General features: G+C 72.2%; 23 protein-coding genes. 10 read left to right on the forward strand and 13 right to left on the reverse strand.

Annotated features, from left to right (window positions below):
• Positions 1 to 88: 88 nt before the first annotated feature.
• The 5 genes from ACFZDA_RS35065 to ACFZDA_RS35085 form a co-directional block, all read right to left on the reverse strand.
• Complete coding sequence (locus ACFZDA_RS35065; protein WP_391089456.1) at positions 89 to 1,096, reverse strand: trypsin-like serine peptidase; 1,008 nt, start codon at positions 1,094 to 1,096, stop codon at positions 89 to 91.
• A gap of 242 nt (positions 1,097 to 1,338) precedes the next feature.
• Positions 1,339 to 1,821: an SRPBCC family protein gene (locus tag ACFZDA_RS35070; RefSeq protein ID WP_391089458.1), complete on the reverse strand. Its 483-nt coding sequence runs from the start codon at positions 1,819 to 1,821 to the stop codon at positions 1,339 to 1,341.
• Between the two features lie 153 nt (positions 1,822 to 1,974).
• Complete coding sequence (locus ACFZDA_RS35075) at positions 1,975 to 2,265, reverse strand: zinc-ribbon domain-containing protein (RefSeq protein WP_391089460.1); 291 nt, start codon at positions 2,263 to 2,265, stop codon at positions 1,975 to 1,977.
• Between the two features lie 113 nt (positions 2,266 to 2,378).
• A complete protein-coding gene (gene pgm / locus ACFZDA_RS35080) occupies positions 2,379 to 4,019 on the reverse strand; it encodes a phosphoglucomutase (alpha-D-glucose-1,6-bisphosphate-dependent) (protein ID WP_391089462.1) in 1,641 nt (546 codons plus the stop codon).
• A 240-nt stretch (positions 4,020 to 4,259) separates the two neighbouring features.
• A complete protein-coding gene (locus ACFZDA_RS35085; protein WP_391089464.1) occupies positions 4,260 to 4,688 on the reverse strand; it encodes a hypothetical protein in 429 nt (142 codons plus the stop codon).
• A 137-nt stretch (positions 4,689 to 4,825) separates the two neighbouring features.
• Between ACFZDA_RS35085 and ACFZDA_RS35090 the strand changes: the two genes are divergently transcribed.
• A complete protein-coding gene (locus ACFZDA_RS35090; RefSeq protein ID WP_391089466.1) occupies positions 4,826 to 4,972 on the forward strand; it encodes a hypothetical protein in 147 nt (48 codons plus the stop codon).
• Positions 4,973 to 5,122: 150 nt separating this feature from the next.
• Here ACFZDA_RS35090 and ACFZDA_RS35095 read toward each other — a convergent pair whose 3' ends face one another.
• Positions 5,123 to 7,345, reverse strand: coding sequence for a glycoside hydrolase N-terminal domain-containing protein (locus ACFZDA_RS35095; RefSeq protein ID WP_391089467.1), 2,223 nt, complete (start codon positions 7,343 to 7,345; stop codon positions 5,123 to 5,125).
• A 376-nt stretch (positions 7,346 to 7,721) separates the two neighbouring features.
• Between ACFZDA_RS35095 and ACFZDA_RS35100 the strand changes: the two genes are divergently transcribed.
• Positions 7,722 to 8,585, forward strand: coding sequence for a hypothetical protein (locus ACFZDA_RS35100; RefSeq protein ID WP_391089469.1), 864 nt, complete (start codon positions 7,722 to 7,724; stop codon positions 8,583 to 8,585).
• Positions 8,586 to 8,592: 7 nt separating this feature from the next.
• Here the strand turns inward: ACFZDA_RS35100 and ACFZDA_RS35105 are convergent, their stop codons facing one another.
• Positions 8,593 to 9,543, reverse strand: a complete 951-nt coding sequence (locus tag ACFZDA_RS35105) for a TIGR01777 family oxidoreductase (protein ID WP_391089471.1) — start codon at positions 9,541 to 9,543, stop codon at positions 8,593 to 8,595.
• Positions 9,544 to 9,656: 113 nt separating this feature from the next.
• Here ACFZDA_RS35105 and ACFZDA_RS35110 point away from each other — a divergent pair, with 113 nt between their 5' ends.
• A complete protein-coding gene (locus ACFZDA_RS35110; RefSeq protein WP_391089472.1) occupies positions 9,657 to 9,986 on the forward strand; it encodes an antibiotic biosynthesis monooxygenase in 330 nt (109 codons plus the stop codon).
• 102 nt (positions 9,987 to 10,088) lie between these two features.
• Here ACFZDA_RS35110 and ACFZDA_RS35115 read toward each other — a convergent pair whose 3' ends face one another.
• Positions 10,089 to 11,441, reverse strand: coding sequence for a diacylglycerol kinase family protein (locus tag ACFZDA_RS35115; RefSeq protein WP_391089474.1), 1,353 nt, complete (start codon positions 11,439 to 11,441; stop codon positions 10,089 to 10,091).
• Between the two features lie 319 nt (positions 11,442 to 11,760).
• Between ACFZDA_RS35115 and ACFZDA_RS35120 the strand changes: the two genes are divergently transcribed.
• Positions 11,761 to 12,267, forward strand: coding sequence for an SRPBCC family protein (locus tag ACFZDA_RS35120; protein WP_391089476.1), 507 nt, complete (start codon positions 11,761 to 11,763; stop codon positions 12,265 to 12,267).
• Positions 12,267 to 13,325, forward strand: coding sequence for an LLM class flavin-dependent oxidoreductase (locus ACFZDA_RS35125; RefSeq protein ID WP_391089607.1), 1,059 nt, complete (start codon positions 12,267 to 12,269; stop codon positions 13,323 to 13,325). The genes ACFZDA_RS35120 and ACFZDA_RS35125 overlap by 1 nt, the downstream gene beginning before the upstream one ends.
• 205 nt (positions 13,326 to 13,530) lie before the next feature.
• Here ACFZDA_RS35125 and ACFZDA_RS35130 read toward each other — a convergent pair whose 3' ends face one another.
• Entirely contained in the window at positions 13,531 to 14,118 is a 588-nt protein-coding gene (locus ACFZDA_RS35130) for a hypothetical protein (protein ID WP_391089477.1), read from the reverse strand.
• Positions 14,119 to 14,266: 148 nt separating this feature from the next.
• Between ACFZDA_RS35130 and ACFZDA_RS35135 the strand changes: the two genes are divergently transcribed.
• Together ACFZDA_RS35135 and ACFZDA_RS35140 are read left to right on the forward strand one after the other, a co-directional pair.
• A complete protein-coding gene (locus ACFZDA_RS35135) occupies positions 14,267 to 16,834 on the forward strand; it encodes a SpoIIE family protein phosphatase (RefSeq protein ID WP_391089478.1) in 2,568 nt (855 codons plus the stop codon).
• 394 nt (positions 16,835 to 17,228) lie between these two features.
• Positions 17,229 to 17,894 (forward strand): ANTAR domain-containing protein, encoded by a 666-nt coding sequence (locus ACFZDA_RS35140; RefSeq protein WP_391089609.1) that lies wholly within the window; start codon positions 17,229 to 17,231, stop codon positions 17,892 to 17,894.
• Positions 17,895 to 17,985: 91 nt separating this feature from the next.
• Here the strand turns inward: ACFZDA_RS35140 and ACFZDA_RS35145 are convergent, their stop codons facing one another.
• The gene (locus ACFZDA_RS35145) at positions 17,986 to 18,168 is read right to left on the reverse strand and encodes a hypothetical protein (protein WP_391089480.1); all 183 of its coding nucleotides are present in this window, start codon (positions 18,166 to 18,168) and stop codon (positions 17,986 to 17,988) included.
• Positions 18,169 to 18,385: 217 nt separating this feature from the next.
• On the opposite strand from ACFZDA_RS35145, the gene ACFZDA_RS35150 reads away from it, so the two are divergent.
• The 3 genes from ACFZDA_RS35150 to ACFZDA_RS35160 all read left to right on the forward strand — a co-directional run bounded on the left by ACFZDA_RS35150 (position 18,386) and on the right by ACFZDA_RS35160 (position 22,582).
• Positions 18,386 to 19,207, forward strand: a complete 822-nt coding sequence (locus ACFZDA_RS35150) for a chitosanase (protein ID WP_391089481.1) — start codon at positions 18,386 to 18,388, stop codon at positions 19,205 to 19,207.
• An 88-nt stretch (positions 19,208 to 19,295) separates the two neighbouring features.
• Complete coding sequence (locus ACFZDA_RS35155; RefSeq protein WP_391089483.1) at positions 19,296 to 20,285, forward strand: EamA family transporter; 990 nt, start codon at positions 19,296 to 19,298, stop codon at positions 20,283 to 20,285.
• A gap of 59 nt (positions 20,286 to 20,344) precedes the next feature.
• The gene (locus ACFZDA_RS35160) at positions 20,345 to 22,582 is read left to right on the forward strand and encodes an MMPL family transporter (protein ID WP_391089484.1); all 2,238 of its coding nucleotides are present in this window, start codon (positions 20,345 to 20,347) and stop codon (positions 22,580 to 22,582) included.
• A 10-nt stretch (positions 22,583 to 22,592) separates the two neighbouring features.
• On the opposite strand, the gene ACFZDA_RS35165 is transcribed toward ACFZDA_RS35160, so the two are convergent.
• The 3 genes from ACFZDA_RS35165 to ACFZDA_RS35175 form a co-directional block, all read right to left on the reverse strand.
• Complete coding sequence (locus ACFZDA_RS35165) at positions 22,593 to 23,342, reverse strand: TSUP family transporter (RefSeq protein ID WP_391089611.1); 750 nt, start codon at positions 23,340 to 23,342, stop codon at positions 22,593 to 22,595.
• A gap of 195 nt (positions 23,343 to 23,537) precedes the next feature.
• Positions 23,538 to 25,520 carry a DUF1996 domain-containing protein gene (locus ACFZDA_RS35170; protein WP_391089613.1) on the reverse strand — a complete coding sequence of 661 codons (1,983 nt, stop codon included), beginning with the start codon at positions 25,518 to 25,520 and terminating at the stop codon, positions 23,538 to 23,540.
• Positions 25,521 to 25,773: 253 nt separating this feature from the next.
• Positions 25,774 to 26,445 carry a lytic polysaccharide monooxygenase gene (locus ACFZDA_RS35175; protein WP_391089486.1) on the reverse strand — a complete coding sequence of 224 codons (672 nt, stop codon included), beginning with the start codon at positions 26,443 to 26,445 and terminating at the stop codon, positions 25,774 to 25,776.
• Between the last annotated feature and the right edge of the window lie 178 nt (positions 26,446 to 26,623).

The raw sequence follows: 26,623 nt of genomic DNA on the forward strand, positions 1-26,623 counted from the left end.
GATCGACGCAACGTGTTTGCCGTCTGCGCGACCCGAGGGCCGGGTCCTCCGCCACCACCGTACGGAGGATCCGGCTCCTGCCGGTGGCTCAGGACGACTGGGCGCTCTGGTACAGGTTCTGTGCGTCGGCGCCGAAGTACGGGCCGTACATGGCGTTGGGCAGGAAGTTGTACTTGAAGCTGTTCACCGAGGACTGCAGCCCGGTCCCGGTGGCCTCGTCGAACTGGGTGAACCACGGGCCGCCGCTGGCGCCGCCGGTCATGTCGCAGGCCAGACCGTGGTCGCCGGACAGCAGGAAGTCCCGGTAGGTGGTGCCGCTGCAGTAGATGAACTTCTGGCCGTCGTAGGGAGCGGCGGCCGGGAAGCCGAAGGCGTACATGGCCTTGTTGTAGCCGGTGTTGAAGGCCAGGCCCTGGCCGCCGACGACGTCGGTCAGCTTCTTTCCGTCCAGCGGGGCGACCACGGCCGCGCCGATGTCGTAGTTCATGTCCTCACTGGCGGTCCACTGCGGTGTGGAGAGGGTCTTGGACGCCGTCCAGGTGCCGTACGGGGTCTGTCCGTCGTGGTAGCCCGGAGCGAACACCCAGTTGGTGTGCCAGGCCCCCTCCAGTTTCACGCAGTGGCCCGCGGTGATCACGGTGCTCTTGTTCGCGCTGGTGACGGCGTTGCCGGAGCAGGAGGCGGTGCGGCCCTGGTAGGTGAAGAACACCCGCCCCGCCGTCTTGGTCACGGCACCGCCCCCGGTCCACGGGCCACCGCCCTGCGGGATCGCCAGGGGGCCGGGGTCGGCGGCGGGCGTGCTGGGTGCCACGACGGTCGCCTTGCCCTTGCGGGGTGCCGGAGCCCGCACGTCGGAACGGTCGACGGACAGGACGTCGAGCGGGGTCGCCTCGCGCATCCGCTGTGGGGTCCAGAAAGCGAGGGCGCGTTCCCGTGCCGAGGGCGCCACGGCTCCCGGGTCGGGCGCGGCGCTCGCCGGTGCCGCGGTGACGCCGGTCGCCAGCAGCGCGGCGACGGAGGCGAGCGCGCCGAGGACGGTGTGACGAACGCGGGTGCCGCTGCCGGAGGAGCGAAGGCTACGGAGTGTGCCTGTCACGCGGTCTCCTTCTGCTGTGGGGGCCGGGTGGTGAGGGCTCACCACCCGGTCAGGGCAGGGGTGTCACTGCGAACCAGAGGGCAGCGTGCCACCGGGAGACCAATTTGGACAGGTGCATGTCACTGAGTTGACCGAAAGGCCACAGGTTCCCCGCGTCGGGGACACGGACCCGGGCACAAAGGAACCCGGCCTCCACCGGGTCTGCGGTGGAGGCCGGGTCCGGGAGCGCGGGGCCCTGGGTGTCAGAGGGGGGTGGGACCGGTGTCGCCGCCGGGCTGGATACGGCCGCGCCAGGCGCCGGACTCGCCGCCGCGCTTCTCGATGTACTGCTTGAAGCGCTTCATGTCGCCCTTGATCTGGCGGTCGATCGTGCCGAGCAGGTCCCCGGCCTTTTCCACGGCTCCGGTGGGCTCGACGTCCATCACGAGCTCCACGCGGGTGTGGGTGTCGTCCAGACGCTGGAAGCGCACACTGCCCTTCTGGTGGGTGTCCCCGCTGGTCGAGCGCCAGGTGACGCGCTCGTCGGGCAACTGGTCGACGATCTCGGTGTCGAACTCGCGCCGTATGCCGCCGATCTTGGTCGTCCAGTGATTGTGACGGTCGTCGAGCTGCCTTACCTCCTCGACGCCCTCCATGAAGTTCGGAAACTCCTCGAACTGGGTCCACTGGTTGTACGCGGTGTGGACGGGGACGTCGACTTCCACGGTTTCCTTGACGGTGCTCATCTGTATGCCTCCGTATTCCTGATCGACTGCTGGAGGCCCATCGGCCCACACACAGGTCCGGGCCCATGGCGGACGAGTACCCGGGATCTTCCGGTTGCCACGCACTCGAAGCTGAAGAAGCGGGCCGCTCCGCCCCGGGAGGTCCGGGCAGGCTCAGAACCGGTGTTGCTGCTGCTGCGGCTGTCCGTAGGACTGGCCGCCGTCGCCGCTCGTGCTCTGGGCCTGCAGCTGCTCCGCCTGTTCCTTGGTCACCTTCTGTTCCGCACCGCAGAAGGTGCACTGCGTGAGGTACTTCGTCGAGATCGGGAACAGCGGCACGAAGAACAGCGTGAACTTCGTGACGCGCTTCCTGAGCGTGTGCGCGGCGGGGTTGCCGCACTGGCCGCAGACCAGCGTCAGTATCGCCAGCTGGTACAGGTACCCCTTGGTGCCGAAGATGATCATGTGACGGTCCTTCCCGGGTCGGATCTTCCTCCAGTGTCCTGTATCGCGGCCCACCGGGGCCCGGGCCACCCTGATGTGGCCCGGGCCGTCTTTTGCCGGTGCTCAGGCCGTGCTCAGCTGGAAAGCGCCGTCAGCACCACGGTCTTGGCCTCCTCCTGGACCTGGCGGAGGTGGTCGGGGCCGCGGAACGACTCGGCGTAGATCTTGTAGACGTCCTCGGTGCCCGAGGGGCGGGCCGCGAACCAGGCGTTGTCGGTGGTCACCTTGATGCCGCCGATGGGTGCGCCGTTGCCGGGAGCCTCGGTGAGCACCGCCGTGACCGCGTCCCCGGCCAGGGTGTCCGCGCTGACCTGGGCCGGGGAGAGCCTGGCGAGCAGCGCCTTCTCCTCGCGGGAGGCCGGGGCGTCGATCCGCGCGTACGCCGGTTCGCCGAAGCGGGCGGTGAGTGCGGCGTAGTGCTGCGAGGGCGTCTTCCCGGTGACCGCCGTGATCTCGGAGGCGAGCAGCGCCAGGATGATGCCGTCCTTGTCGGTGGTCCACACGGAGCCGTCCCGGCGCAGGAAGGACGCCCCGGCCGACTCCTCCCCGCCGAAGCCGATGGTGCCGTCGACCAGCCCGTCCACGAACCACTTGAACCCGACGGGCACCTCGGCCAGTACGCGGCCGAGGTCGGCGGCGACCCGGTCGATCATGGCGGAGGACACCAGGGTCTTGCCGACACCGGCCGCGGCGGGCCAGCGGTCGCGGTGGGCGTACAGGTAGGAGATGGCGACGGCGAGGTAATGGTTGGGATTCATCAGACCCGCGTCGGGGGTGACGATGCCGTGCCGGTCGGCGTCGGCGTCGTTGCCGGTGGCGATGTCGAAGCGGTCGCGCTGCTCGATGAGCGAGGCCATCGCATAGGGCGACGAGCAGTCCATGCGGATCTTGCCGTCCCAGTCCAGCGTCATGAACCGCCAGGTGGGGTCGGTGTGCGGGTTGACGACGGTGAGGTCGAGGCCGTGCTGTTCGGCGATCCGGCCCCAGTAGGCGACGGACGCCCCGCCCAGCGGGTCCGCCCCGATACGCACGCCGGCCGAGCGGATCGCGTCCAGGTCGAGGACGCCGGGCAGGTCGGTGACGTAGGTGCCCAGGAAGTCGTAGCGGCCGGTGGTGGCCGCGGCGAGGGCCCGGGCGTGGGGAATACGCCGGACGTCCTTCAGGCCGCCGCGGATGATCTCGTTCGCCCGGTCCTGGATCCAGGAGGTCGCGTCGGAGGCGGCGGGGCCGCCGCTGGGCGGGTTGTACTTGAACCCTCCGTCGGCGGGCGGGTTGTGGGACGGGGTGACGACGACGCCGTCCGCGAGGGCGGTGGTGCGGCCGCGGTTGTGGGTGAGGATGGCGTGCGACACGGCCGGGGTCGGCGTGTAGCCGTCCGCCTCGTCGATCAGCACCGTCACCTCGTTGGCGGCGAACACCTCCAGCGCGGTGACCCGCGCCGGCTCGGACAGGGCGTGCGTGTCGGCGCCCAGGAACAGCGGGCCGTCGGTGCCCTGGGCCGCGCGGTACTCGCAGATGGCCTGGCTGGTCGCGGCGATGTGGTCGTCGTTGAACGCGCCGGCCAGCGAGGTTCCGCGGTGTCCGGAGGTCCCGAACGTGACGCGCTGCCCCGGGTCGTCCAGGTCGGGATGGAGCGCGTAGTACGCGGTGACCAGCCGAGCGACGTCGACGAGATCTTCGGGACCGGCCGGACTGCCCGCTCGCTCGTGCTGCATGGGCCCGCTCCTCCACATGGGTGTGATCCTTCGCTTGCGCACTCATCCTTCCTCGTCACGGCCGTCACGCGCGAGAGGGGCACCGCTGTGAGGGGCCGGATGTGCGCCAGGCCACGCGGCGGACCACCGGCCGCGGCACGCTCCACGAGGAGGCGGCGCCGCGTACCACCGGGACACCCGGTGCTGCGCCGCGCCGCCTTCCGGTCTGGTGGGCGCCTTGCCGGGCGCCCTCGCCTCGCGTCAGATCCGCCCGCCGGTGAGCCGCGTGAGCGGGCCGTACGTGTGGCGCTGCGCGCGGCGTCCCACCGCGTACGACGCGGCGGTCAGGGCGGTCAGGCCGGCCCCGACGCCCGCGGCGACGGCCTTGCGGTGGGCGATCACCGTCCAGGCCGTCTTCGCCGAGGCGGCGACGTGGCCCGAGGCGGCGACGACCGCGTGGCGGCCCGCCTCCACGCCCTTGGCCGCGGACTGCACGGCCGCCGTCGTCGTCGCGGCGGAGCGCTCGGCGCCGGCCTTGACGGCTGACGCCGCGTCATCGGCCTTGGTGGTCGCGCGCTTCGCGGCCCGGGTCGCCGGCGCGGTCGCCTTGTCCGCCGTGCGCCGGGCCTTGGACTCCGTCGTCCGTATGGTGGTCGGCTTCTGGTTCGTGCGCTTGTTCTCTTCTGTCATGGAGTCCGACTTGCCTCTGACTCCCGCCGCAAACACGTTCGGTCACGCACCGTCCGGGCCGGTGAAGGGCTGAGGTCTTCGCCGGAGGGGTAAACGAGCTACAGACAAGACAAGTCGGAACACGAGGGAAGTGCACCATGGCCGGCATCCTGAATCGCATCAAGCAGTTCGCCCGGAGCCCGCAGGGGCGGCGGGCCGTCGAGCAGGCACGGCGGGCCGCCGCCGATCCCCGCAACCGGGCCCAGGCCCAGCGGCTGATGGGCAGGCTCCGCGGCCGCCGCTGACCGGGGCAGCGCCTCGCAGCGCGGCCACCGCGACGCGGTCCCCGCCCACCCGCCCCAGCCGTGAGCGTTCATTCCCGGCGGACGCACCACCCACGCTCGGCCGAGGCCCGAAGGCCGCCACCGCGGAACCCGGACCTCGGCGTACGGGCGTCACTGCCATGTGTAGCGGCGGCCGGCCACAGCCCTGAACGTGGTCTCACCGTCCTTCAGCAGTCCGCTGCGCACCGTCAGCCGTCGGGTGCGGGTGGCGGTGAGCGCGATGCGCGTGGGCTTCCCGTCGGTCCAGTCGATGTCGACGACCGCGCCGCCACGAGCGCGCAGTCCGCGGACGGAGCCGCTCGGCCAGGCGGAGGGCAGGGCGGGGAGGATCTCGATCACGCCGTGCTGGCTCTGCAGGAGCATCTCCACGACTCCGGACGTGGCGCCGAAGTTGCCGTCGATCTGGAACGGCGGGTGTGTGTCGAAGAGGTTGGGCAGCGTCGACGACTTGAGCTGTTCACCGAGCATCTTGTGCGCGTGGTCACCGTCGTGCAGCCGGGCCCAGAAGTTGATCTTCCAGGCCTTGGACCAGCCGGTGCCGCCGTCACCGCGGGCGGTCAGGGAGACCTTGGCGGCCTTCGCCCAGGTGCTGCCGGGTTCGATCTGCCGACCGGGATGCAGGGCGAACAGGTGCGAGACGTGCCGGTGGTCGTCGGCCGGGTCGTCCAGGTCCTCCTTCCACTCCTGCAACTGGCCCCAGGAACCGATACGCAGGCCCGGGTCGAGGTGGGCCAGGGCCTGTTCGACCCGCCGGCGGAAGTCGGGCGAGTCGCCGAGGACGCGGGCGGCTTCCAGGGTGTTGGTGAACAGGTCGTGGACGATCTGCTGGGACATGGCCGCGCCGGCCGTGAAGTCTCCGTGCTCGGGCGAGTAGCTGGGGGTGATGACGAGCCTGCCGTCGCGCGGGTCGGTGCGCAGGTTGTCCAGCCAGAACTCGGCGGCCTCCTTCATCACCGGGTAGGCCGTGGTGCGCAGGTAGTCGGTGGAGCCGCCGAACCGGTAGTGCTCGTACAGCTGCTGGGTGAGCCAGGCCGCGGCCTCCGGGAACCAGAAGGCGGTGGCCCAGTCGTGGACACCGGTGAAGCCGTACGGGTTGGTCTCGTTGTGCACGACCCAGCCGCGCGAGCCGAACATCTGCCGTGCGGTGTGTCGCCCGGGGGCGCGCAGGGCCTGTACGAAGCGGTCGTAGGGGACGGTCGTCTCGGGGAGGTTGGCGGCCTCCGCGAGCCAGTAGTTCATCTGGAGGTTGATGTTGACGTGGTAGTCGGCCGACCAGGGTGGCGAGGTGCTGTGGTTCCAGACGCCCTGGAGGTTGGCGGGCAGCGAGCCGGCGCGTGAGGAGGCGATGAGCAGGTAGCGGCCGTACTGGAAGAACAGGGCTTCCAGGGCGCGGTCCCCGGCGCTCGTTCCGCCCGTGTACGAGGCGAGCAGCCGGTCGGTGGGGACATCCGCCGGGACCGACTGGCCGATGTCGAGGGTGACGCGGGCGAACAGGGTGCGGTGGTCGGCGATGTGCCGGGCCCGCAGGGAGTCGTATCCGCGGCTGACCGCCCGGTCGACCGCGCGGGTGACGGCCGGGTGCGGGTCCGCCCCCCGGTAGTCGGGATAGGTGTCGGCGTAGTCCGTGCCCGCGGCCAGCACGAACCAGGCGCTGTCGGCTCCGGTGACCGTGACCGTGCCGTCCGCGCCGGACGTCACGGTCCCGCCGTCACTGCGGACCTGGACCTGCGCTTCGAAGCGCAGCCCGTTGTCCTTCAGCGCGCCGCGTACGGTCAGACGTCCGCCGGTCGCGGTGGTGGTGAAGTCGCCACGCGGGGAGGTGTAGCGCAGGGTGAAGGTGATGCCGGCGGGCCGGTCGGCGCCGATCCGGCCCACGATCACCCCGTCGGGGCAGGAGGCGAAGAACTCTCTTCGGTGGCGGGCCTGTTGGTGGGTGTAGGTGACCGACGCGACGCCGGTGTCGAGAGCCAGTTCCCGGCGGTACGCCTCCGGAGTGGGCGTACCCGGGAAGTCCAGGTACAGGTCCCCGAACGTCTGATACGCGCCGAAGCCGACGCGTGGCTGTCCCAGCCGGCCGGCGACGTCCCCCGGGGCGAGCCGTCGCCGGGTGTCGAGGTCGTCCTGCACGGCGTCGATGGCTGTGGGGCGCGGCTCACGCCAGTCGCCGTGGTCGTAGCCCTGGACCGAGCCCGGGCCACCGGTCCACAGCGTCTTCTCGTTGAACTGGAGGCGCTCGGAGGTGATCGAGCCGAACACCATGGCCCCGAGCGCGCCGTTGCCGACGGGCAGTGCCTCGCGTTCCCAGTCGTCAGCCGGCGCCGTGTACCAGAGCACCAGTGGAGCTCTCGATACATCGGATGCTTCTCCAGGGGCAGCTTGAGCGGTACCGGTCGGCAAACCGCCCATGGCAAGCCCACCGGCTCCAACTGCCGCGACTTTGAGCGTGGTTCTGCGGGAGAGGTCTTGCGACTCATGAGACATGCCGAGGACCATAGAAGTCCGATGAATTGGGTGACAAGGCCCATGACAGGGTGCTCTGCCGAGTTCCCCGTTTCCCCTCGGCCGGCCGGAGGGCCGGGCCGTCACGGTGAACCCCTCTCGGTACCAACCCTCGCCGGCACCAGGTGTGTTCATGCCCTGAAGGGGCACTTGGGCAGCGGACCGGCACCGGACCCGGACCGGTCGCCCCCACCTGAGAGGAGCTGGTCCGATGGGCAGGGCAGGCAACGGCAGGAAGGTCTGTGCGTTAGGCGTCGCCGGTGTCCTGGCGGGAACGGTACTGGTCGGCTGCGGCGACGACACAGGCGACGGTGCGCGGGATTCCTCGGCCGGGGGAAGCACCCGGGAGGACGGCACGCGGGCGGTGCGTTCGGCCTACGACCGGACGGCCGAGGAGGACACCGCCCGGGTGAAGCTCCAGGTGCGCACCTCGGCCCAGGGCGCCTCGGAGACCGCGAGCGGACAGGGCGCCGTGGATCTGGACGACGGCGACAGCGTCATGACGCTCGCGGTGCAGGGGCAGCGGATCGAGCAGCGCGTGGTCGATCAGGTGCTGTACCAGAAGATGCCGAACGGGCAGGCTCCGGGCGGCAAGCCCTGGATCAAGATCGATCTGGCGAAGATCTCCGCACAGCAGGGCGCGGGCGACCGGTCCATGAGCGATCCGGCGCAGTCCGCGGCGTACGCGAAAGCGATCACCGACAAGGACGTGACCAAGAAGGGCACGGCCGCGATCGACGGCGTCGAGACCACGCGCTACCGCGTCTCCCTCGACGTCGCGAAGCTGCCCAGCGGCGACGCCCTGCGCCGGCAGGTCGGCCCGACTCTCCCGATGGACGTGTGGCTCGACGAGGAGGGCCGCATGCGCCGTCAGCAGATCGACATGACGCTCAAGGCCGCACCGGCGAGGGAACGGTCCTCCACCGACTCCTCGTCCTCGCCTCAGCGGGTCACGGTGCGCACGGTCATGGACTTCACCGGCTTCGGCACCGAGCTGGAGGCGGACGCGCCCCCGGCCGGACAGGTCACCGACATGACCGGCAAGGCCCTGGAACGGGGCGAGAGGCGGAGCTGACCCCGGCTCACCTCACAGCACGGCCCCGGAGCCGCCGTACGAGGTCCTCCGCGGCCGCCGGCCAGTCGGGGCGGCCGAAGGTGAAGCCCGCGTCCAGGAGGCGGCCGGGGACGACGCGGCGGCTCTTCAGCAGCAGTTCGGTGTCCGAGCGCAGGACGAAGGCGCCGGCCTCGGCCATCCAGCGCGTCGCGGGCAGGCCGACCGGGACACCCCACGCGGTGCGCAGGGCGCGCATGAAGTCGCGGTGCGGCAGGGGCCCGGGAGCGGCGAGATTGACCGGCCCCGTGATGTCGTCCCGGGCGACGAGGAACTCGACCGCCCGGACGAAGTCCTGGTCGTGGATCCACGACACGTACTGTGCGCCGCCGGCCACAGGGCCGCCGAGGCCCAGCCGGGCCAGCCGCAACAGGACGTCGAAGACACCGCCGCGGTCCGGGCTCATCACCATGGCGGCGCGCAGAGCCACCGTGCGGGTGTGCTGGGTGCCGGCCGCCTCCTGCTCGCGCTCCCAGGCTTTGGCGATGTCGACGCTGTAGGACCAGTAGTCGGGGGTGTCGGGTTCGGTGCCGCCGATCACGCCGGTGGCCTCGTCGTTGGGCGCGTCGTAGCGGTGGGCGTAGACGGTCGCGGTGCTCATCTGGAGCCACACCCCGGGCGGCCGGGCGGCTGCGGCGATCGCCTCGCCCACGACCCGGGCCGAGTGGACCCGTGAGTCCATCATCTCCCGGAGGTTGGCGGGGGTGTAGCGGCAGTTCACGCTCCGCCCGGCCAGGTTGACCACGACGTCGCTGCCGTCGATCTCCCCCGCCCACGGCCCGAGGGTCGCGCCGTCCCAGTGCACCTCGTCCTGCCGCCGTGGGTGCCTGCTGAGCACCACGACGTCATGTCCGGCCGCGCTCAGCGCGCGCTTGAGGACTGTGCCGACCTGCCCGGTCCCGCCGGGAATCACGATCTTCATGCCACTCCCCCTCGATGCGTGGGAATGACCCTAGCCCATATTTGAACGCGTTCAAAACCCTCGATGGCCCAGGACTTGGCCTGCGCGGATGTGCCATGGGGCAAGATGGGGCCATGAGCGTAGTCAAGATCAATGTGCTGACCGTGCCCGCCGAGCAGCGGGAGACGCTGGAGAAGCGGTTCGCCTCCCGCGCGCACACCGTGGAGAGCTCCGACGGGTTCGAGTGGTTCGAGCTGCTGCGCCCGGTGGAGGGCACCGACACCTACCTGGTCTACACCCGGTGGCGGGACGAGGAGTCGTTCCAGGCCTGGATGGAAGGGCCGATGAAGGCCGCGCACCAGGGCGGCGGCGAGGGAGGCGAGCGGCCCAAGCCCGCGGCGAGCGACTCGACGCTCTGGTCGTTCGAGGTCGTGCAGCAGGCGGCGCCCAAGGGCGCCTCCTGATCCAAGGGAAAACAACGCGTTGTGCCGCGAGGGCGGGTAGGCCGTACGGCTCAGGCCGGGCTCCCGCGATGCCTCCCCCCTCGGGGCGGCGGCCGGGGCTGCTCAGGTGCGCCAGGAGCGCGAGGGTGCGGCGGTGCGGCCGACCGCCGCCGCCAGTTTGCGCAGGCGGCGCCAGTCCAGGCGGGGTGGTGCCTCGGGGACCCCGGGGCGGTTGCGGGGCACCCGGACGCGCAGGGCCCGGCGGGCGATGCGGCAGTGGACGGGGGCGGGCAGGGTGAGCGCCTCGCCGTCGAGGCCGACCTCCAGGTGCGGGGCGTCGGCCCCGACGACCACGTGCTGGGCGGTGAGCACCGTGAGGCCCTCGGGGCGCGGGGCCAGCAGGAGTTCGGCCGCTTCGACGGCGTTGTCGACGCGGACGGCGAGCACGCCCAGCTTCCCCGAGTCGAGTCGCTGGCGACGGCCGAAGCCGAACGGATCGTCCATGCGGTACGGGTTGTTGCTCACCAGCACGGCCTGCGGGTCCGCGATGGTGGTGCCGTCGGCGCCGGCCGTCAGCCGCGGGCCGCTCTGCCGCGTGAGCAGTTCGGGCAGCCGGTCCAGCGCCGCGCCCACCTTGTCCTCGCGGTAGCCCGGGCTCTGGACGACGGCTCCGTACACGCCGAACGACGCGTTGTTGACGAACGGACGGCCGTCGGCGAAGCCGAGGTCGACGCGGAGTTCCACGCCGTCGGTGAGGGCGTCCAGGCACGTGGACGGATCCTCGCGGTCCAGTCCCAGGTCCATGGCGAAGTGATTGCGCGTGCCGGCCGATATGACGAGGAACGGCAGGCCGTGTTCCGCCGCCACGGCGGCGACCAGAGCCTGCGTGCCGTCGCCGCCCGCGACTCCGAGCAGATCGGCTCCGTCGGCCACGGCGGCCCTGGCGAGGGCGGTGACGTCCTGGTGCTGGTCCGCGTCGAGGAGGACGACCTGGGCGCCCAGTGCCTCGGCCTTCTCCTTGAGGCCGAACTTCGCGACCTTGCCGCCGCCGGAACGTGGGTTGAGCAGCAGGAAGGGGCGTTTCGGCGGCGGCGTGCGGTACTCCTTGATCCGTACCGGCCGCAGGCCCGTGCTGCGCAGGGCGTAGCGGCCGCTCCAGACCGCGAGGCACCACAGCACCAGGGACGCGGAGACCACCCAGAGCAGATTCGCCGCCGCGAAGAGGGTGATGACGGCGACCGGGGTGACGACGGCCAGCGCGGCCGCCCCCGTGCGGGCCGGTCCCCGCCGGGACAGGACCCACCAGAGCGCGGCCGCGGTCAGGGCGAGTCCCGCCAGGCCGGCCGCGAGCAGCAGCAGTCCCTTCAGACCACCGGACACCAGAGGCAGCAGCGCCGCCAGCGCGACCGCGGCGAGGGCGCCCCTGGCCGCCCATCTCTGCCGGCGGTGATACCGCTCGCTCATCGCCGATCCCATGAGTTCCTCCGCTCGAAGGCACGGGCGGACCGTCCAGACCGCGCCCGGCCGTGAAACATGGTGCCCGCCGACGGATCGGCACGGCCACCGCCCTCTGTGATGGCTCCCCCGCCGTCGGACACGTCAGACGTCTCCCGGGGCGGAGCCATCGGTAGCGTACGCGGCCCCGACGAGCGCGGCTGCGGGCACCGGGGCACGTCGGCGCCCACCCGCGCCACCACTGCCGGCCATGGCTGCGCCCTCCTCCTTGACGTAGTGAGTCTTATTACGCAACTCTGCTGGCTGTCACAGTTCCTGTCGATGGGGAGGCCGGCACGCGATGGAGTGGACGGGCGCGCGGTACGCGGACGGACCGACGGTCGAGGTGAGTACGTGGATCGCCGCCCCGCCGGAGCGGGTGTGGGCGCTGGTGTCGGACGTGACGCGCATGCCCGAGATGAGCGAGGAGTTGCAGTCGGTGCGGTGGGTCGACGGGGCCACCTCTCCGGTGGTCGGAGCCCGGTTCGTCGGGCGGAACCGGCACGAGGCGTTCGGCGAGTGGGAGACGACCTCCACGGTCGTCGCCTGCGAGCCCTGCCGGCTGTTCACCTGGGCCGTCGGGGATCCGGACGAGCCCAGTGCCGTCTGGCGGTTCGTCCTTACGCCCGGGAACGGCGGGACCGAGTTGTCGCAGTGGATGCGGATGGGGCCCGGCCGCTCCGGGCTCTCCTTCGCGATCGACGCCATGCCGGAGAAGGAGCAGAAGATCGTGTTCGTGAGGTTGCGGGAGTTCGAGCGCGGCATGACCGCCGCGCTGGAGTGCATTCGGCAGTGGGCACAGGCGTGATGCGGACGGCGACGACCGTCGAGGCGTCGGGCCTCGGCCCCTGGTCCCGGCAGGCCGACTTCGTCGTCGAGGCCGAGAAACTGGGGCTCGACATCTGCTGGGTCGCCGAGGCGTGGGGCTCCGACGCCCCGTCCGCCCTTGGCTTCTACGCGGCCCGGACGGAACGGATGCTGCTGGGCTCCGCGGTCATGCAGGTCGGGACGCGCACGCCGGTCGCGCTCGCCCAGACGGCGATCACCCTGTCCAACCTGTCCGGCGGACGCTTCCTGCTCGGCCTCGGCCCGTCCGGTCCGCAGGTGATGGAGGGCCTGCACGGGGTGCCGTTCGCCCGTCCCCTGGCGCGCGTGCGCGAGACGGTGGAGATCGTGCGGCAGGTGCTGGCGGGCGGCAAGATCTCCTACTCCGGCTCCGAGTTCAGGATTCCGCTGCCCGGCGGGGAGGCGGTGCCGATGCGTCTGTCGATGCGGGCCGAGCACTCCGTGCCCGTCTACCTGGCCGCGCTGTCGCCCGCCATGCTGCGGCTGACCGGGCAGATCGCGGACGGCTGGCTCGGCACCAGTTTCGTCCCGGAGGGCGCGGCGGACGCCTACTTCGCCCCGCTGGACGAGGGGCTGGCCGCCGCCGGCCGCGACCGCGCCGGCTTCGACGTCTGCCAGGGCGCCGAGGTCGCCTTCGCCCGGGACGAGGAGGCGCTGGGCGCCATGGTCGCGGGCCGGAAGAAGGAACTCGCCTTCAGTCTGGGCGGCATGGGATCCGCGTCGGCCAACTTCTACAACCGGGCCTACAGCCGGCAGGGCTGGGCCGAGGTCGCGGCTCAGGTGCGGGAGCGCTGGCAGGCGGGCGACCGGGACGGTGCGGCCGGTCTGGTCACCGACGAGATGGTGCTGGCGACCACGCTCATCGGAACGGAGGAGATGGTGCGGCGGCGGCTGCGCGTCTGGCGGGACGCCGGGGTGGACACGGTCCGTCTCTATCCGGCCGGACAGACCCTTCAGGACCGGCTCGACACCCTCGGCCGGGCGATCGAGTTGGTCCGTGAGGCCGGCGGCACGGCCTGAACGCGGCAGACGGGGAGGCTCCCTTGCCGATCAGGCCGCCCACCGGGTGGGCCGGGAGCCCGCACGGGCCGCCCGTCGCTTCGTCCGCAACCGGCCCCGACTGGCCGGCGCGGCGGCGCGGACACCGGAGGGGGTGGGGCGGCTGCGCGGTCACTGAGACCGGCGCGACCGGGCGCCCGGCTCCGGAAAGCCGGGCGCACCCCGGTCAGCTCGCGCCGGTCCAGCTGTGGGCGACGTCCACGATGACGTGGCCGTCCAGCTGCAGCACCCGGAAGGGCAGCCGGGCGCGGACGCCGAGCCCGATCTGCGTCTCACCCTCGAAACTGCCGGCGAACCGGGTGTCCCGGAAGGTGCGGTAGCCGGTGAGCTCCACGCCCGGCAGCGGGCGTCCCGCCCGGGCGGGATACGTGGCGGCGCCGGTCTCCGGGTCGTAGGCGGGTGCTGCCACCCGCACCTCCAGGACGGCTCCGCCGGCCACGGGGATCTGCCGGCCCGATCCGTCCTGGTAGAGCCGGTCGACGTAGCGGACCGAGTAGCCGACTGCGCTGCCCCCGCCGGGCACGTCGACGACCATCCGGTCGAAGCAGGTGTGGCGGCCGGTCCGGATGTTCGTCACCGGCGAGATCGTGCCACTGGTGCCGGTCTTGGGGAGGCTGCCCCAGCCGGTCGGACAGGCCGTGGCCTGGGTGGCGGCCCGGGTGACGGCCGGTGCGGCACCGGCCGGGACGGCTGCCACACCCACCGTGGCGCCCACGAGCGCGAGAGTCGCGCATGCTGTTCTGATTCGTACCATTACCGCCCCCGAGGCTCTCATGTTGCTGGTATGAGGTGAGACGTCCGGACGGACCGAAAGGTTGCACCCGCCGCGCCGGACCGCCGACCATGGCACATCCTGGTGGGGAGCGATGGGGTCCGGTGCGTCCGTACCGGGAGGACGCGAGATGGATGAGTCAGCCGCCGTACCGGACGGGCCGCGGTCACCCGACGGCCGGAGCCGGCGGGGTGGTGACGGCCGGGTCCGGGCCGGGGACACCGGCTGGATCGAGGATGCCCTGGCCGCTCCGCTGATCGAGGCCGTACGGGACCTCGGAGGCTACGGCGGGCTGGTCTACCTGCGCTCCCGCGACCGGCGTTCGCTCGTGCTCGCGATGGTGACCGGGGTGCCCCGGTCGCTGCTCAGGACGTGGTGGCGGGTGCCGGTGGGCGGTGCGCTGCCCATGGCGGAGTCCTACCGGCGCGCCGAGAACCTGTGGCTGCCGGACGAGCGCGCCACCATGGTGCGCTTCCCGCACTTCACCGCCGGGCTGCCGTACTCCTTCGGCTCGGCCTACCGGCCCGTCCGGGCCGGCGGCGAGGCCGTGGGTGTCCTGGTCGTACTGCGTTCGGCCGCCCGGTCGCCGCTGGACGCGGAGGCGGTGGAGCCCGCGCTGCGCCCCGCCGCGCAGGCCATGGAGGAGCGTCTCACCCGCCTTGCCGCCGGCCTGCCGGGCACGCGCCCGGCCACGGACCGGGTCGAGTACGACGGCGAACCGGTCGGCGTGCGGCTGCCCACGCCCGCCGTCCATCCCGTCCGGGTCGGGATCATCGACTGGGACCTGGACGGCGACCAGTGCACGGCGGACGACGAGGCCCTCGCTCTCCTCGGCATCGACCGGGCGGACTTCGGCGGCACGATGGCGGACATCGAGGCCCGGGTCAGCCCCGACGACCTGCACGAACTGCGCGCGTGCCGGCACGACGCGCTCACGCTCGGCCAGGTCAGGTCCCGGCACTTCCGGGTGCGGGACGACGCCGCGGGCGAGGCGGAGGCCGGCTACCGGCCCGTCGAGCTGTGGGGGCATCTGGTGCGCGGCCGCACCGGTTCCGGCCGGATCCTGGTGGGGGCCCTCGTCGACGCGGTCAGCGGACTCAGGGCGGCGGAGGCCGCCGAGCGGCTGCCCGACGGTGTCTTCTCCCTGGACCAGGACGGCCGCGTGACGTACGCCAACCACCGCTGCGAGGAACTCCTGGGCGGCGGCCGGGAGGCGCTCCTGGGCCGCTACCCGTGGGAGGTGATCACCTGGCTCCGGGATCCCGCGTACGAGGACCGCTACCGGGCGGCGATGCTGTCTCAGGAACAGGTGTCCTTCCTCGTGCGAAATCCCGCGGGGAACTGGCTGAGCTTCGTGCTGTACCCGGATGTGCACGGGCTGACGGGCCGGGTCCGTCCGGCCGGACCGCCCACCGAGGCCGAGACGGCGCACGAGGCGGGCGCCACCGCCGGTCCCGTCCCCGGGGCCGTGGCGCCGCCGCCCGGGCCGGTCGCCGCGGCGCGCGCCGGGGCGCTGTACCACGTGGTGCAGATGGCGAGCGTGCTCACCCAGGCGGTCACCGTCGAGGACGTGTGCCGGGCGGTGTCCGAGCAGCTGCTGCCCGCGTTCGGCGTCCGGGAGCTCGCCCTGTACAGGGTCCGCGACGGACGGATGTACCTGCTGTGGGAGTCGGGCTATCCGGAGGGCTTCCTCGCCCCGTTCGAGGGGGTCACCCTCGACACGCAACTGCCCGGCGTGCACGCCCTGACCACGCGGCTGCCGCTCTTCTTCGAGTCGCCCGAGGACCTCTCCGTCGCCTACCCGGGCATCACCCTGGACCGGATGAGCGCCTGGTCGTTCCTGCCGCTGATCGCCTCCGGGCATCCCGTCGGCTCGTGCATCCTCGGCTGGGACACCCCGCACCGGTTCACCCCGGACGAGCGTTCCGCACTCACCGCGCTGAGCGGGCTGGCCGCGCAGGCCCTGGAGCGGGCGCGGCTCTACGACGCCGAGTCCGCCGTGGCCCGCGGTCTTCAGGAGGGGCTGCTGCCGCACCGGCTGCCCGCCGTCGAGGGGCTGCGCACCACCGGCCGCTATCTGCCCGGCACCCAGGGCATGGCGATCGGCGGCGACTGGTACGACGTGATCACCACAGGGCGCGGGGTGGGTCTGGTCATCGGGGACGTCGAGGGCCACAGTGTCGGCGCCGCCGCGGTGATGGGCCAGCTGAGCAGTGCCGTGCACGCCTTCGCGGCGAGCGACCGGCCGCCGCAGGAGGTCATCACGCACACCAACCGGCACCTGGCCGAGCTGGAGGCGGACGTCTTCGCGACGTGCTGCTACATCGAGCTGGACCCCCGTACGGGGCACGCGTTCGCCGTGCGGGCCGGGCATCCCCCGCCGCTGCTGCGCCACCCCGGCGGAGGCGCGCAGACGCTGGATCTCGCGGGCGGCGTCATGCTGGGCGTGCAGCCCGACGCGGACTATCCCGTCACGGAGCTCACCCTGGCTCCCGGCAGTGTCCTGGCCCTCTATACCGACGGGCTCGTGGAGCAGCCGGGCAGCGACATCGAGACGGGCATCGAGGAGGTCCGCCGCTGCCTCGCCGACACCCCCGCGGACTCGGTGGAGGCACTCGCCGACCGACTGGTGCGCACGGCCCGCCGCGCCCGGGAGCGGCCCGACGACGTGGCGCTGCTGCTGACGGCGTACCGCTGAGCGAGCGGGCTGCCAGACCGCAGGCGCCGGTGTGGTGCCCGCCGGGGGCGGGGAGGGGGCGGGCGGTTCGGCCATGGCTTCGTCGCGGCCGTCGCGGTGGTGGACGGGGGGCGGGGCCGAGGCGGCCCGGGTGAGCCCGGCGACGGTGAGGGCGGCGCCGCTCAGCTCCGCCGTCACGGACCCGCGGACGAAGACCAGGGTGCGCCCGCACACGCTCGCGACCTCCTCGAAGTCGAGGGTGTCCGTGCGCCAGGTGTCCGTGCGCCAGGTACCGGTTCCCCGCGGCTCCCCCTTCCGCACGCGACCGGCATGGGCGGCGCGACGGGGGGTACGGTGGGCGGGACGGGTGAGTGAGGCGGTGGTGGCGGTGGAGTGGCAGCGGTACGCCGAGCAGATGGCGATGCTCGCCCGTGATCTGGTGGCGCAGGACTCGGTGCAGGCGACGCTGGACGAGATCGCGGCAGCCGCTGTGAAGCTGGTCGAGGGCTGTGACGCGGCCGGGATCCTGGCGGTGTCCAAGGGCCGGGCCCTGACGCTCTCCGCCTGCGGCGACATGGTCGAGGAGTCCGACCGGTTGCAGGGCGAGCTGGGCGAGGGGCCGTGTTTTGACGCGGCCCGGCGGGTGGACGGCGAGCGGCTGTTCCGGATCGCCGACATGACGAAGCCGCAGCCGTCCTGGCCGCGGTTCTCCGAGGCGGCCCGCGACCTCGGGATCGGCAGCATGACCGGTGTGCTGCTGTACACCGGCGAGGAGGACTTCGGCGCGCTCAACCTGTACTCGCGCCGGCCGGGGGCCTTCGGCAAGGACATCGAGGCCGCGGGCTGGCTGCTCGCCTCCCATGCCGCCGTCGCGATGGCCACAGCCCGCACGGTCGACCAGCTCGAACACGCCCTGGAGACCCGGCACGCCATCGGGGAGGCCATGGGCATCCTCATGGAGCGTCACCGGATGAGCGAGGACGAGGCCTTCGACGTGCTGCGGCGCATCTCGCAGCACCACAACATCAAGCTGCGCGACGTCGCCCGGCACGTCCGCGTCGACGCCACCGGCCCGGCCTGACCGGGGCGCTGGTCACGGGCGCCTCTGGGGCGCCCGCGACGGTGGGCCGGCTGTCGAGGTGCGCGGAGCCGCTCGTAGCGTCCCTGGCGTCTCACAAGCAGTAGCGCACCAGCCACTCGTCCTGGTTGTACGCGGTGCGGGCCGGGTCGGGCGTGCCGGCGGCCTGTTCCTCGACCGTGTCCTCCAGGCGGATCGGTTCCGGCAGTGTCCCGAACCGGGCCTGGCGTGCTGCGGCCTCCGCCTCGCTGCTCCGCTGCGCCATCGCGTCGTCCACGGCGATTCCCCTCTCCGGCTGGTCTCCCCGGCCGATCGGCCTCCCTGAGCAATGAGTTGACGCGTGAGCCGGGCTCATGGTTCCCGAGAAGGCCGCTTGTCCGACCCTACGAACTTTCCGCTCGGCTGTTTCCCTCACGCTCCAACAATGATAGGAAACTTTCCTGTCAGTTCTGCACGGCCAGCTCTTCCAACCCCCCACCCCGCTTGGAGGCCCCGTGAGACACCCCTCGACCCCGGCGGCGCGCCGCACCGTTCTGGCGCTGTTCGGCGCGACCCTCGCCGCCGCCCCGTTCCTGAAGCCGCCGCTCGCCACGGCGTCCGTCCGTGCGGCCGGGCTCGACGACCCGGCGAAGAAGGAGATCGCCATGCGGCTCGTGTCGAGCGCGGAGAACTCCTCACTCGACTGGAAGGCGCAGTATCCGTACATCGAGGACATCGGCGACGGCCGCGGCTACACGGCCGGCATCATCGGGTTCTGCTCCGGCACCGGCGACATGCTCGACCTCGTCGAGCTCTACACCGACCGCGAACCCGGCAACGTCCTGGCGACGTACCTGCCGGCGCTGCGCAGGGTCGACGGTTCCGACTCGCACGACGGGCTCGACCCCGGCTTCCCCGGCGCCTGGCGCAGGGCGGCCCGCGACGCCGCGTTCCGCCGGGCCCAGGACGACGAGCGCGACCGGGTGTACTTCGGCCCGGCGGTCCGGCAGGGGAAAGCGGACGGGCTGCGGGCGCTGGGCCAGTTCGCGTACTACGACGCCATCGTCATGCACGGCGACGGCACCGACCCGCTGAGCTTCCGCGGCATCCGCAAGCGGGCCCTGCGCACCGCGAAGCCGCCGGCGTCGGGCGGTGACGAAGTGAGGTATCTCGACGCCTTCCTGGACGCACGCGTGTGGGCCATGAGGCAGGAGGAGGCGCACAGCGACACCAGCAGGGTCGACACGGCGCAGCGGGTCTTCCTGCGCGAGCGCAACCTCGACCTGAACCCGCCGCTGGACTGGAAGGTCTACGGCGACAGCTACCACATCGGCTGACGGCCGCGGCCCGGGCGGGAATTGGTCCGGCAAGCAGGCACGGAAGTGGACTCCTTCCCGGGCCGCCCGGCTGCCTAGCGTCGCGGGCATGAACGCCACCTCCACGCGCGGCGCCCTGCTCGCCGCGCTCGCCTGCGTCCTCGTCGGAGGTTCCTTCACGGCCAACAGCGTGCTGGGCGACTACCCGTACGCAGGCGGCCAGTTCCTGCGCTACGGGCTGGCCTGTCTGCTGCTCGTGCCGCCGGCCGGGAAGGGCGCTGCCGCCCGGCTGCGGGCGCTGCCCCCCCGTCAGTGGGTCCGGCTCCTCCTGCTCGCCGCGGTCGGCATGGTCGGCTTCAACCTGGCCGTCATCGCCGCGGAGCGCACGGCGGAGCCGGCCGTTCCAGGCGTGTTCGTGGGCTGTGCGCCGGTGGTCGTCGCCGTGCTGGTGCCCTTCCTGGACGGGCGTCGGCCCCAACGGGCGGTGTTGTACGGGGCGTTGCTCGTGGCCGTCGGTGCCTTCGCCGTCCAGGGCTGGGGGCGCGGCGACGGCGCGGGGATCGCCTTCTCCGTGTGCGCCCTGGCGGGGGAGGTCGGGTTCGCCGTGCTCGCCGTGCCCGTACTGCGGTCCCTCGGTCCCCGGCTGCTGTCCGCCACGTCGTGCGCGGTCGCGGCGCTGGAGTCGGCGGTGGTGGGGCTGTGGGCCGACGGCGCCGGGTGGCTGCGGCGTCCGGACACCGTCGAGGCCTGCGCGCTGCTGTGGCAGGCGGTGGTGGTCACGGTGGTCGGCTTCGTGTGCTGGTACATGGGCATGCAGCGGATCGGCGCGGAACGCGCCACCCTGTTCTCCGGCCTCATCCCGGTCGCGGCGGCCTGCACCGCACCGCTCGCCGGCACCGGATCCTACGGCCTCGCCCAGGCAGCCGGCAGCGCGCTGGTCGGCCTCGGTGTCGCCCTGGGGTCCGGGGCGTTGACGCGCCCGGGCCGAGGCGCGCCGTCGGTGATCCGGGCGGACGGCCGCACTCCTCCGGCAGCCACCTTCCGGGGGAACGGCCGCCCCGAGGGACGTGGCGACGCCGTGTCCGGCAGGCCGGAGTGACCCCTGGCACATCTAATGGACGGCGTCGAACGTCCCGGCTTACCCAGGAGTTCATGTCCATGCCGCACACCCGCACCGGTACAGGGGACGAGAAGGCCACGCGTGCGGGGCTGCTGCGAAGGCTGGGCGAGTGGTGCGCGCGCCACTTCGTGGTCGTCATCGTCGCCTGGCTCGTGGCACTGGTGGTTCTCCAGGTCGTCAGCCGGTCGGTCGGGGGCACGTACTCCGACAACTTCACCCTGCCCCAGGCGCAGTCGCAGAAGGGCCTGGACGTGCTCCAGAAGCACGATCCGCAGGCCGGCGGCTACAGCAGCCAGATCGTGCTGCACGACGAGGACAAGTCGCTGACCTCTCTGGGCTCCCAGATGTCCACCACGGTCGCCGATCTGGAGAAGCTGCCGCACGTCCTGTCGGCCCAGAACCCGCTCTCGGCCCCGGGCTCGTCCTCCGGTCAGTCGCAGCAGAACGTGGGGCCGTTGTCGGACGACGGGAAGACGGCCTACATCACCGTCCGCTTCGACGTGCAGCCGTCGACCCTCGGCGACGACTATCTGAACGGGGTCGACAACGCCGTACAGCCGCTGCGTTCGGCCGGGGCGCAGGTCGAGTACGGCGGACCGCTCGGCGAGCTCGCCCGGCCGGCCGCCGACGACCGGGTGAGCGAGCTGATCGGGTTCGGCGTGGCCATCGTCGTACTGCTGGTCGGGTTCGGGAGCGTGATCGCCGCCGGTGTCCCGCTGCTGACCGCGCTGATCAGCGTCGTCGCCGGTCTCGCGGTCCTCGGGCTGCTGGCCGCCGCGTTCACCTTCGCGACCGTCTCACCGACGCTGGCCACGATGATCGGCCTCGGTGTCGGGATCGACTACGCCCTGTTCCTGATCACCCGTCACCGGCAGAACCTCATCGACGGGGCGGACCCGGTGCGGGCCGCCGGGCAGGCCGCCGCCACCAGCGGCCGCGCCGTCCTCGTCTCCGGCTGCACCGTGATCATCGCGCTGGCGGGCCTGTCCGCGTCGGGCGTCTCCTTCATCGCCAAGCTCGGGGTCGCCGCCGCCGTCACGGTCATCTCGGCCATCGCCGGCGCGCTCACCCTGGTCCCGGCCCTGCTCGGGCTCCTCGGCCGGCACATCGACCGCTACCGGGTACGCCGCCCGGTCGCCGAGACCGACGCCGGGGCGGGTGACGCACCCCAGGGCACCTGGCACCGGTACGCCCAGCGGGTGGAGCGCAGGCCGCTGTGGTTCCTGGCGGCGGGTGTCGCCGTGATCGTCGTCCTGGCGATCCCCGTGCTGTCCATCCGGCTCGGCCACATCGGTGACGGCGCCGACCCGACGTCCTTCACCGACCGGCGGGCGTACGACCTGATGACCGACGCGTTCGGGCCCGGGTCCAACGGTCCGCTGACCGTGGTCGTCGACCAGACGGACGTACCGGACTCGCAGCGCTCCGCTCTGGCCTCGAAGGCCCAGCAGACGCTCGACAAGGCCGAAGACGCCGCCGTGGTCACCTCCCTGACGCCCACCCAGGACGGCGACGTCCTGATCGGCACGGTCTACTCGACGTCGTCCCCGCAGAGCGCCACGACCACGGATCTGACCAACCGCCTGGTCGACGACACGCTGCCCGACGCCGTGCAGGGCACGGACGCCCAGGGGTACGTCACGGGCACGACGGCGGCGCAGGTCGACTTCCGTGACATCGTCGCCGCCCGGCTGCCGTTGATCATCGCCGTCGTGGTGGCCCTGGCGTTCGTGATCATCCTGGCCGTGTTCCGGGGGCTGCTCGTCGCCGTGAAGGCCGCCGTCCTCAACGTCCTGTCGATCAGCGCTTCGTACGGCGTGGTCGTCGCGGTGTTCCAGTGGGGCTGGGGCGGTCCCGCCCTCGGCGTGAACGGCACGGTGCCCATCGAGAGCTACGTGCCGATGATGATGTTCGCCATCATCTTCGGCCTGAGCATGGACTACGAGATCTTCCTGCTGTCCCGGGTCCACGAGGCGTGGCTGCGCACCGGGGACGCCAAGGCCTCGGTCGCGCATGCCCTGGAGATCACGGCCCGGGTCATCACCTGCGCCGCGCTGATCATGGTGAGCGTGTTCGCGGCGTTCATCATCAGCGACAACATCGTGGTCAAGATGCTCGGGCTGGGGCTCGCGGTCAGCGTCCTCATCGACGCCACCGTCGTACGTCTGCTCATGGTGCCGGCCGTGATGACGCTGCTGGGGCGGCACGCCTGGTGGGCTCCTCGGTGGCTGGAGCGGGTGCTGCCGCACATCGACGCCGAGGGGGGAGGGGCGTAGGCGGCGGGTGTCAGCGGAGCACCAGGTTGACCAGGGCGACGGTGCCGACCGACACGATCAGGGTGCGCAGCACGGCGGGGCTGAAGCGGCGGCCCGTCCGGGCTCCGATCACACCGCCCAGTGCGGAACCCACGGCGATGAGCAGGACGGCCGTCCAGTCGAAGTCCGCGAAGAAGAGGAAGAGCACGGCGGCGACGGTGTTCACGACGGCGGCCAGCACGTTCTTGACGGCGTTGAGCCGCTGGAGCGTGTCGTCGAGCAGCATGCCCATCAGGGAGACGTAGATGATGCCCTGCGCGGCGGAGAAGTAGCCGCCGTAGACGCTGGCGAGCGTCAGGCCGGTGAACAGCAGCGGGCCGCCGTCACGGCGGGCCGGACCGCCTGCCGGGCGACGGCGGCGCACCCGTTTGGAGATCAGCGGCTGGCAGGCGACCAGGACGAGGGCGAGGCTCACGAGGACCGGCACGATCCGCTCGAAGGCCGATGCGGGCAGGGTCAGCAGCAGGACGGCGCCCGCGAGGCCGCCCAGTGCGGCGCCGATGGCGAGCAGCAGGACGCGGCGGCGCTGTCCGCGGAGTTCCTCGCGGTAGCCGATGGCCGCGCTGATGGAGCCGGGGACCAGGCCGAGCCCGTTGGACACCGTGGCGGTGACCGGGGGCAGGCCGGTGGCGAGCAGGACCGGGAAGGTGATCAGGGTGCCCGAGCCGACGACGGCGTTGACGGCGCCCGCGCCCATGCCGGCGGCGAACACGGCCGCCATCTCGCCCGGCGTCACCGCGCCCCTCCCCCGGCGGCACCGCCGCGTCCGGCCTTCCTGGTCAGGTTCATGGGATCACGCTAGAGGACGGGCACTTCGGCGGCCGTCGAAGGGTGGCGGACGACCGGGCACGCGCAACGGCGGCGGGACCCGGTCCGGATGCCGCCGCCGTTCGCCGGTCGTGCCTGTGCCGTCGTCTCAGCCTCGCCTGACGCGGCGCAGGACGACGAAGCCCGCGATGACCAGGACGGCGCCCGCCGCGGCCGGCCAGAGCTGGGCGCCGGTGTCGGCGAGGCCGCCGCTGCCGACCGCCTGGGGCTCGGTCCGGGACGGGGGCGACGGGCTGGGAGCGGCGCTCGTCGCCGTTCCGACGGCCTGGGACTGGCCGAGGCCGTCCGTGTCCTCACCGGCGTCGTCCTTCGAGCCGCCCTGCTCACCGGCGTTCGCGGTGCCGCCGCCGGGCGTGGGCGTCGCGAACACCTCCGGTTCGCCGGTGCGCGGCGCGGCCGCGGGCGAGCCGCCCCGCTCCGGCGGCTTGGCGGTCTCGCCCTTGCCGCTGTCGCCCTTCCCGCCGTCGCCCTTACCGCCGTTGCCCTGGTCGCCATCGCCGTCACCCGTGTCGCCGGGCTTTCCGCCGGCGTTGCCGCCCTGCGGGGCGTCCGGGGCGCCGGTGGGCTGCTCCTGCGGGGCCTCGGGGGTCTTCGTCGGCTGCTCCTGCGGCTCCTCCTCCGGAGTGCCGCCCGGCTCGGCTTCCGCTCCGGCGCCGCACGTGCGGCCGTCGTTGACGCAGTCGGCCATCTCCCGCATCAGGTCCTCGTCGAAGACGTTGATGAAGTCGCCGTGGTCGGTGACCGGCTTGTGCAGCTGCTCCGGGAAGGAGTCCACCGCGAACAGCGGTGTCGTACGGCCGCCGTCCTCGAGGCTCGGTGCGTCGACGTCGTAGACGATGCGCTGGACCAGTTGCGGGATGGGCCGGAAGCCGGCCGGGCAGGTGCCGGCGGCGTCCGTGAACGCCACGTGCGTGCGGTGGTTGGCGCTGTCGATGTTGCGGCCGTCCCAGCAGCTCTGGAACCTGAAGGTGCGCACCACGTCGCTGCCCCGCGGGCACAGCGGGTACTTGTCCTTCAGCTGCCGGTCCTCGAAGCCCGTGCAGCTCCAGGAGGCGTTGGCGTTGGCCGGGCCGTTGACGAACGACTTGGCGTCACCGGTGATGATGCGCAGCAGCCGCGGCATGGCGGTGACCTTGCCGCGCGGGTTCCCCACGAAGGTCAGCGTGACCTGCTTCGGCGTGACGATCTCGCCGGCGTTGCCCTCGATGCCGCCGCCGGGCGACGTGGCGTCCCGCTCCTGGGTGCCGTTCTGGAGGCGCAGCACGGGCCAGTAGTAGGAGGACTTGTCGCCCTGGTCGGCGCAACTGGTCTTGGCGTCCGCGAGGTCCTGGTCGCTGGCGAAGGCGTTGTTGCCCTGGTTCCCGACGTAGTCGTGGAAGTGGTGGGCGCCGTTGGTGACGCCCGGCGCGGCGATGATGTTGTCGGAGTTGAACAGGCCGTTCTCGTTCACGCCGCAGTCGGTGGCGAAGGAGCCCCGGGAGGCGTTCGTCCCCTGGCGCGGGCCGTCGGCGGTGGGCTGGACGCCGGTGATGGGCGCGTAGTCCGCGGCGACGGGGCCGTTGCCCGCCTGTCCGCCGTTGCCGCCCTGACCGCCCTGGCCGTCGCCCTGCTCCTGCTGCCGGCCGGGCTGTTGGCCGCCGTCGGCGTCCTGGCCGTCGCCCTGCGCGGGGGCCTGGTTGCCGGAGTCCCGTACGGTGCAGGCGGCGAGGGCCTCCAGCCCTTCGGGGCGGTCCCCCACCCGGTCGACGGCGATCGCGATGCGTTCGAGGGCCGCGGCCCGCTTGTCCTTCAGCGGGTTCATGATCGCGCTGTCCGCGAAGCCGGAGTCCTGTCGCACCTGCTGGGCGGACTCGCTCAGCCGCTGGTAGGCCTTGGCGATCTGCTCGTCGAGGAGGGCGAGTTCCTTGTCGACCTCCCCCCGCGCCTGCTCGGGGACCGAGGTCAGCTTGCTGCCGACGTCCGGGCAGTCGATCGTGGAGCCCGCGGTCCGGACCCCCGTACCGGACCGCGTCTGGGCGGAGTCACCGCCCGAACCGCCGTCCGTGGCCGAGGCGTAGACGTTCGCCGCCATCAGGCCGCCTCCGCCCAGGATCAGCGCGATTGCGGCGAACGTCGCGCGTCGTGGGCCGGTCGGGCGTCTTCGCGTGTTGCGTCCCAAGGGTGCTCTCCTGCGCTTGTGGCGTACCGGGCATGAAAATCCCCTCGCCCCATACGTGCGCGAGCACCGGCGTGTTCACGACTTTCGAAAACTTTCGGAGAACTCTCATGAAGTCGCCAGACACCCGAACCCCGCCGGACCCGGGGGCCCGGCGGGGAGGCGCGGGTCAGCGGAAGTTCACATCACTGCACAGGAAGTAGGTCTGGTCCATGTGCGACGCCTGCCAGATCGTGTAGACGACGTGACGGCCGCTCAGGCCCGACGTACTCACGGGGATCTCGTAGTTCTGACTGGGCGCGTACTTGCCGGTGCGGGCGACGAGCTGGAGGTCGTTCCAGGTCAGCGGCTGGGTGGTGGGGTCGAAGCCCTGCCGTGTGACGTACACCAGGAAGTAGTCGGCGCCGTGGCTGGCCTGGTCGTACAGCTTCACGGTGAAGTCGGCGCCGATGTCGGTCGTCTTCCAGGCGCCGACCGCGTCGAGGGAGTTGTACCGGCCGCCCTCGGTGCGTCCGCCGCTGCACAGCTGGCCGTCGGGGACCGCGGCCGGGAAGTTGCCGCCCGAGCCGTTGCGGTACAGGCCGTTCCAGTTCCACATGGCGTTGGGGTTGTCCTGCCACGCCTGCCAGCACATCGGGTCCAGTCGGGCCATCTCCGGGTTCTGGAAGTCGCTGCCCCAGCGCTGCCAGCAGCCGTAGTTGCGGGAGGCGGGGTCGACGACGGAGCCGTGGGCGACGGCGGTGCCGCTCCAGGGGATGAGGCTGAGCAGCGCGGCGACCAGGACGCTCAGGGCGAGCGTCAGACGGGAGCGGACCTTCCGGTCATGACCATGACAATCCATGATCTCCTTCTTTCGGATGTGGGGGTTGTGGTGCTCTCCATCCGTTCCGTGGGGGTGCGGGAGCGCATGCGTGGGAGCGCTCCCGCACGCCCAGGCTGCGCCGGATGCCCGAAGTCGGCAACGTGCGATTGCGCCACTTCCGTTTCTCTCCTGGCGGGTTCGATGCGTTCGATGCGTT

The sequence above is a fragment of the Streptomyces sp. NPDC007991 genome (assembly GCF_042958445.1).
In the GTDB taxonomy this organism is placed as follows: Bacteria; Actinomycetota; Actinomycetes; order Streptomycetales; family Streptomycetaceae; genus Streptomyces.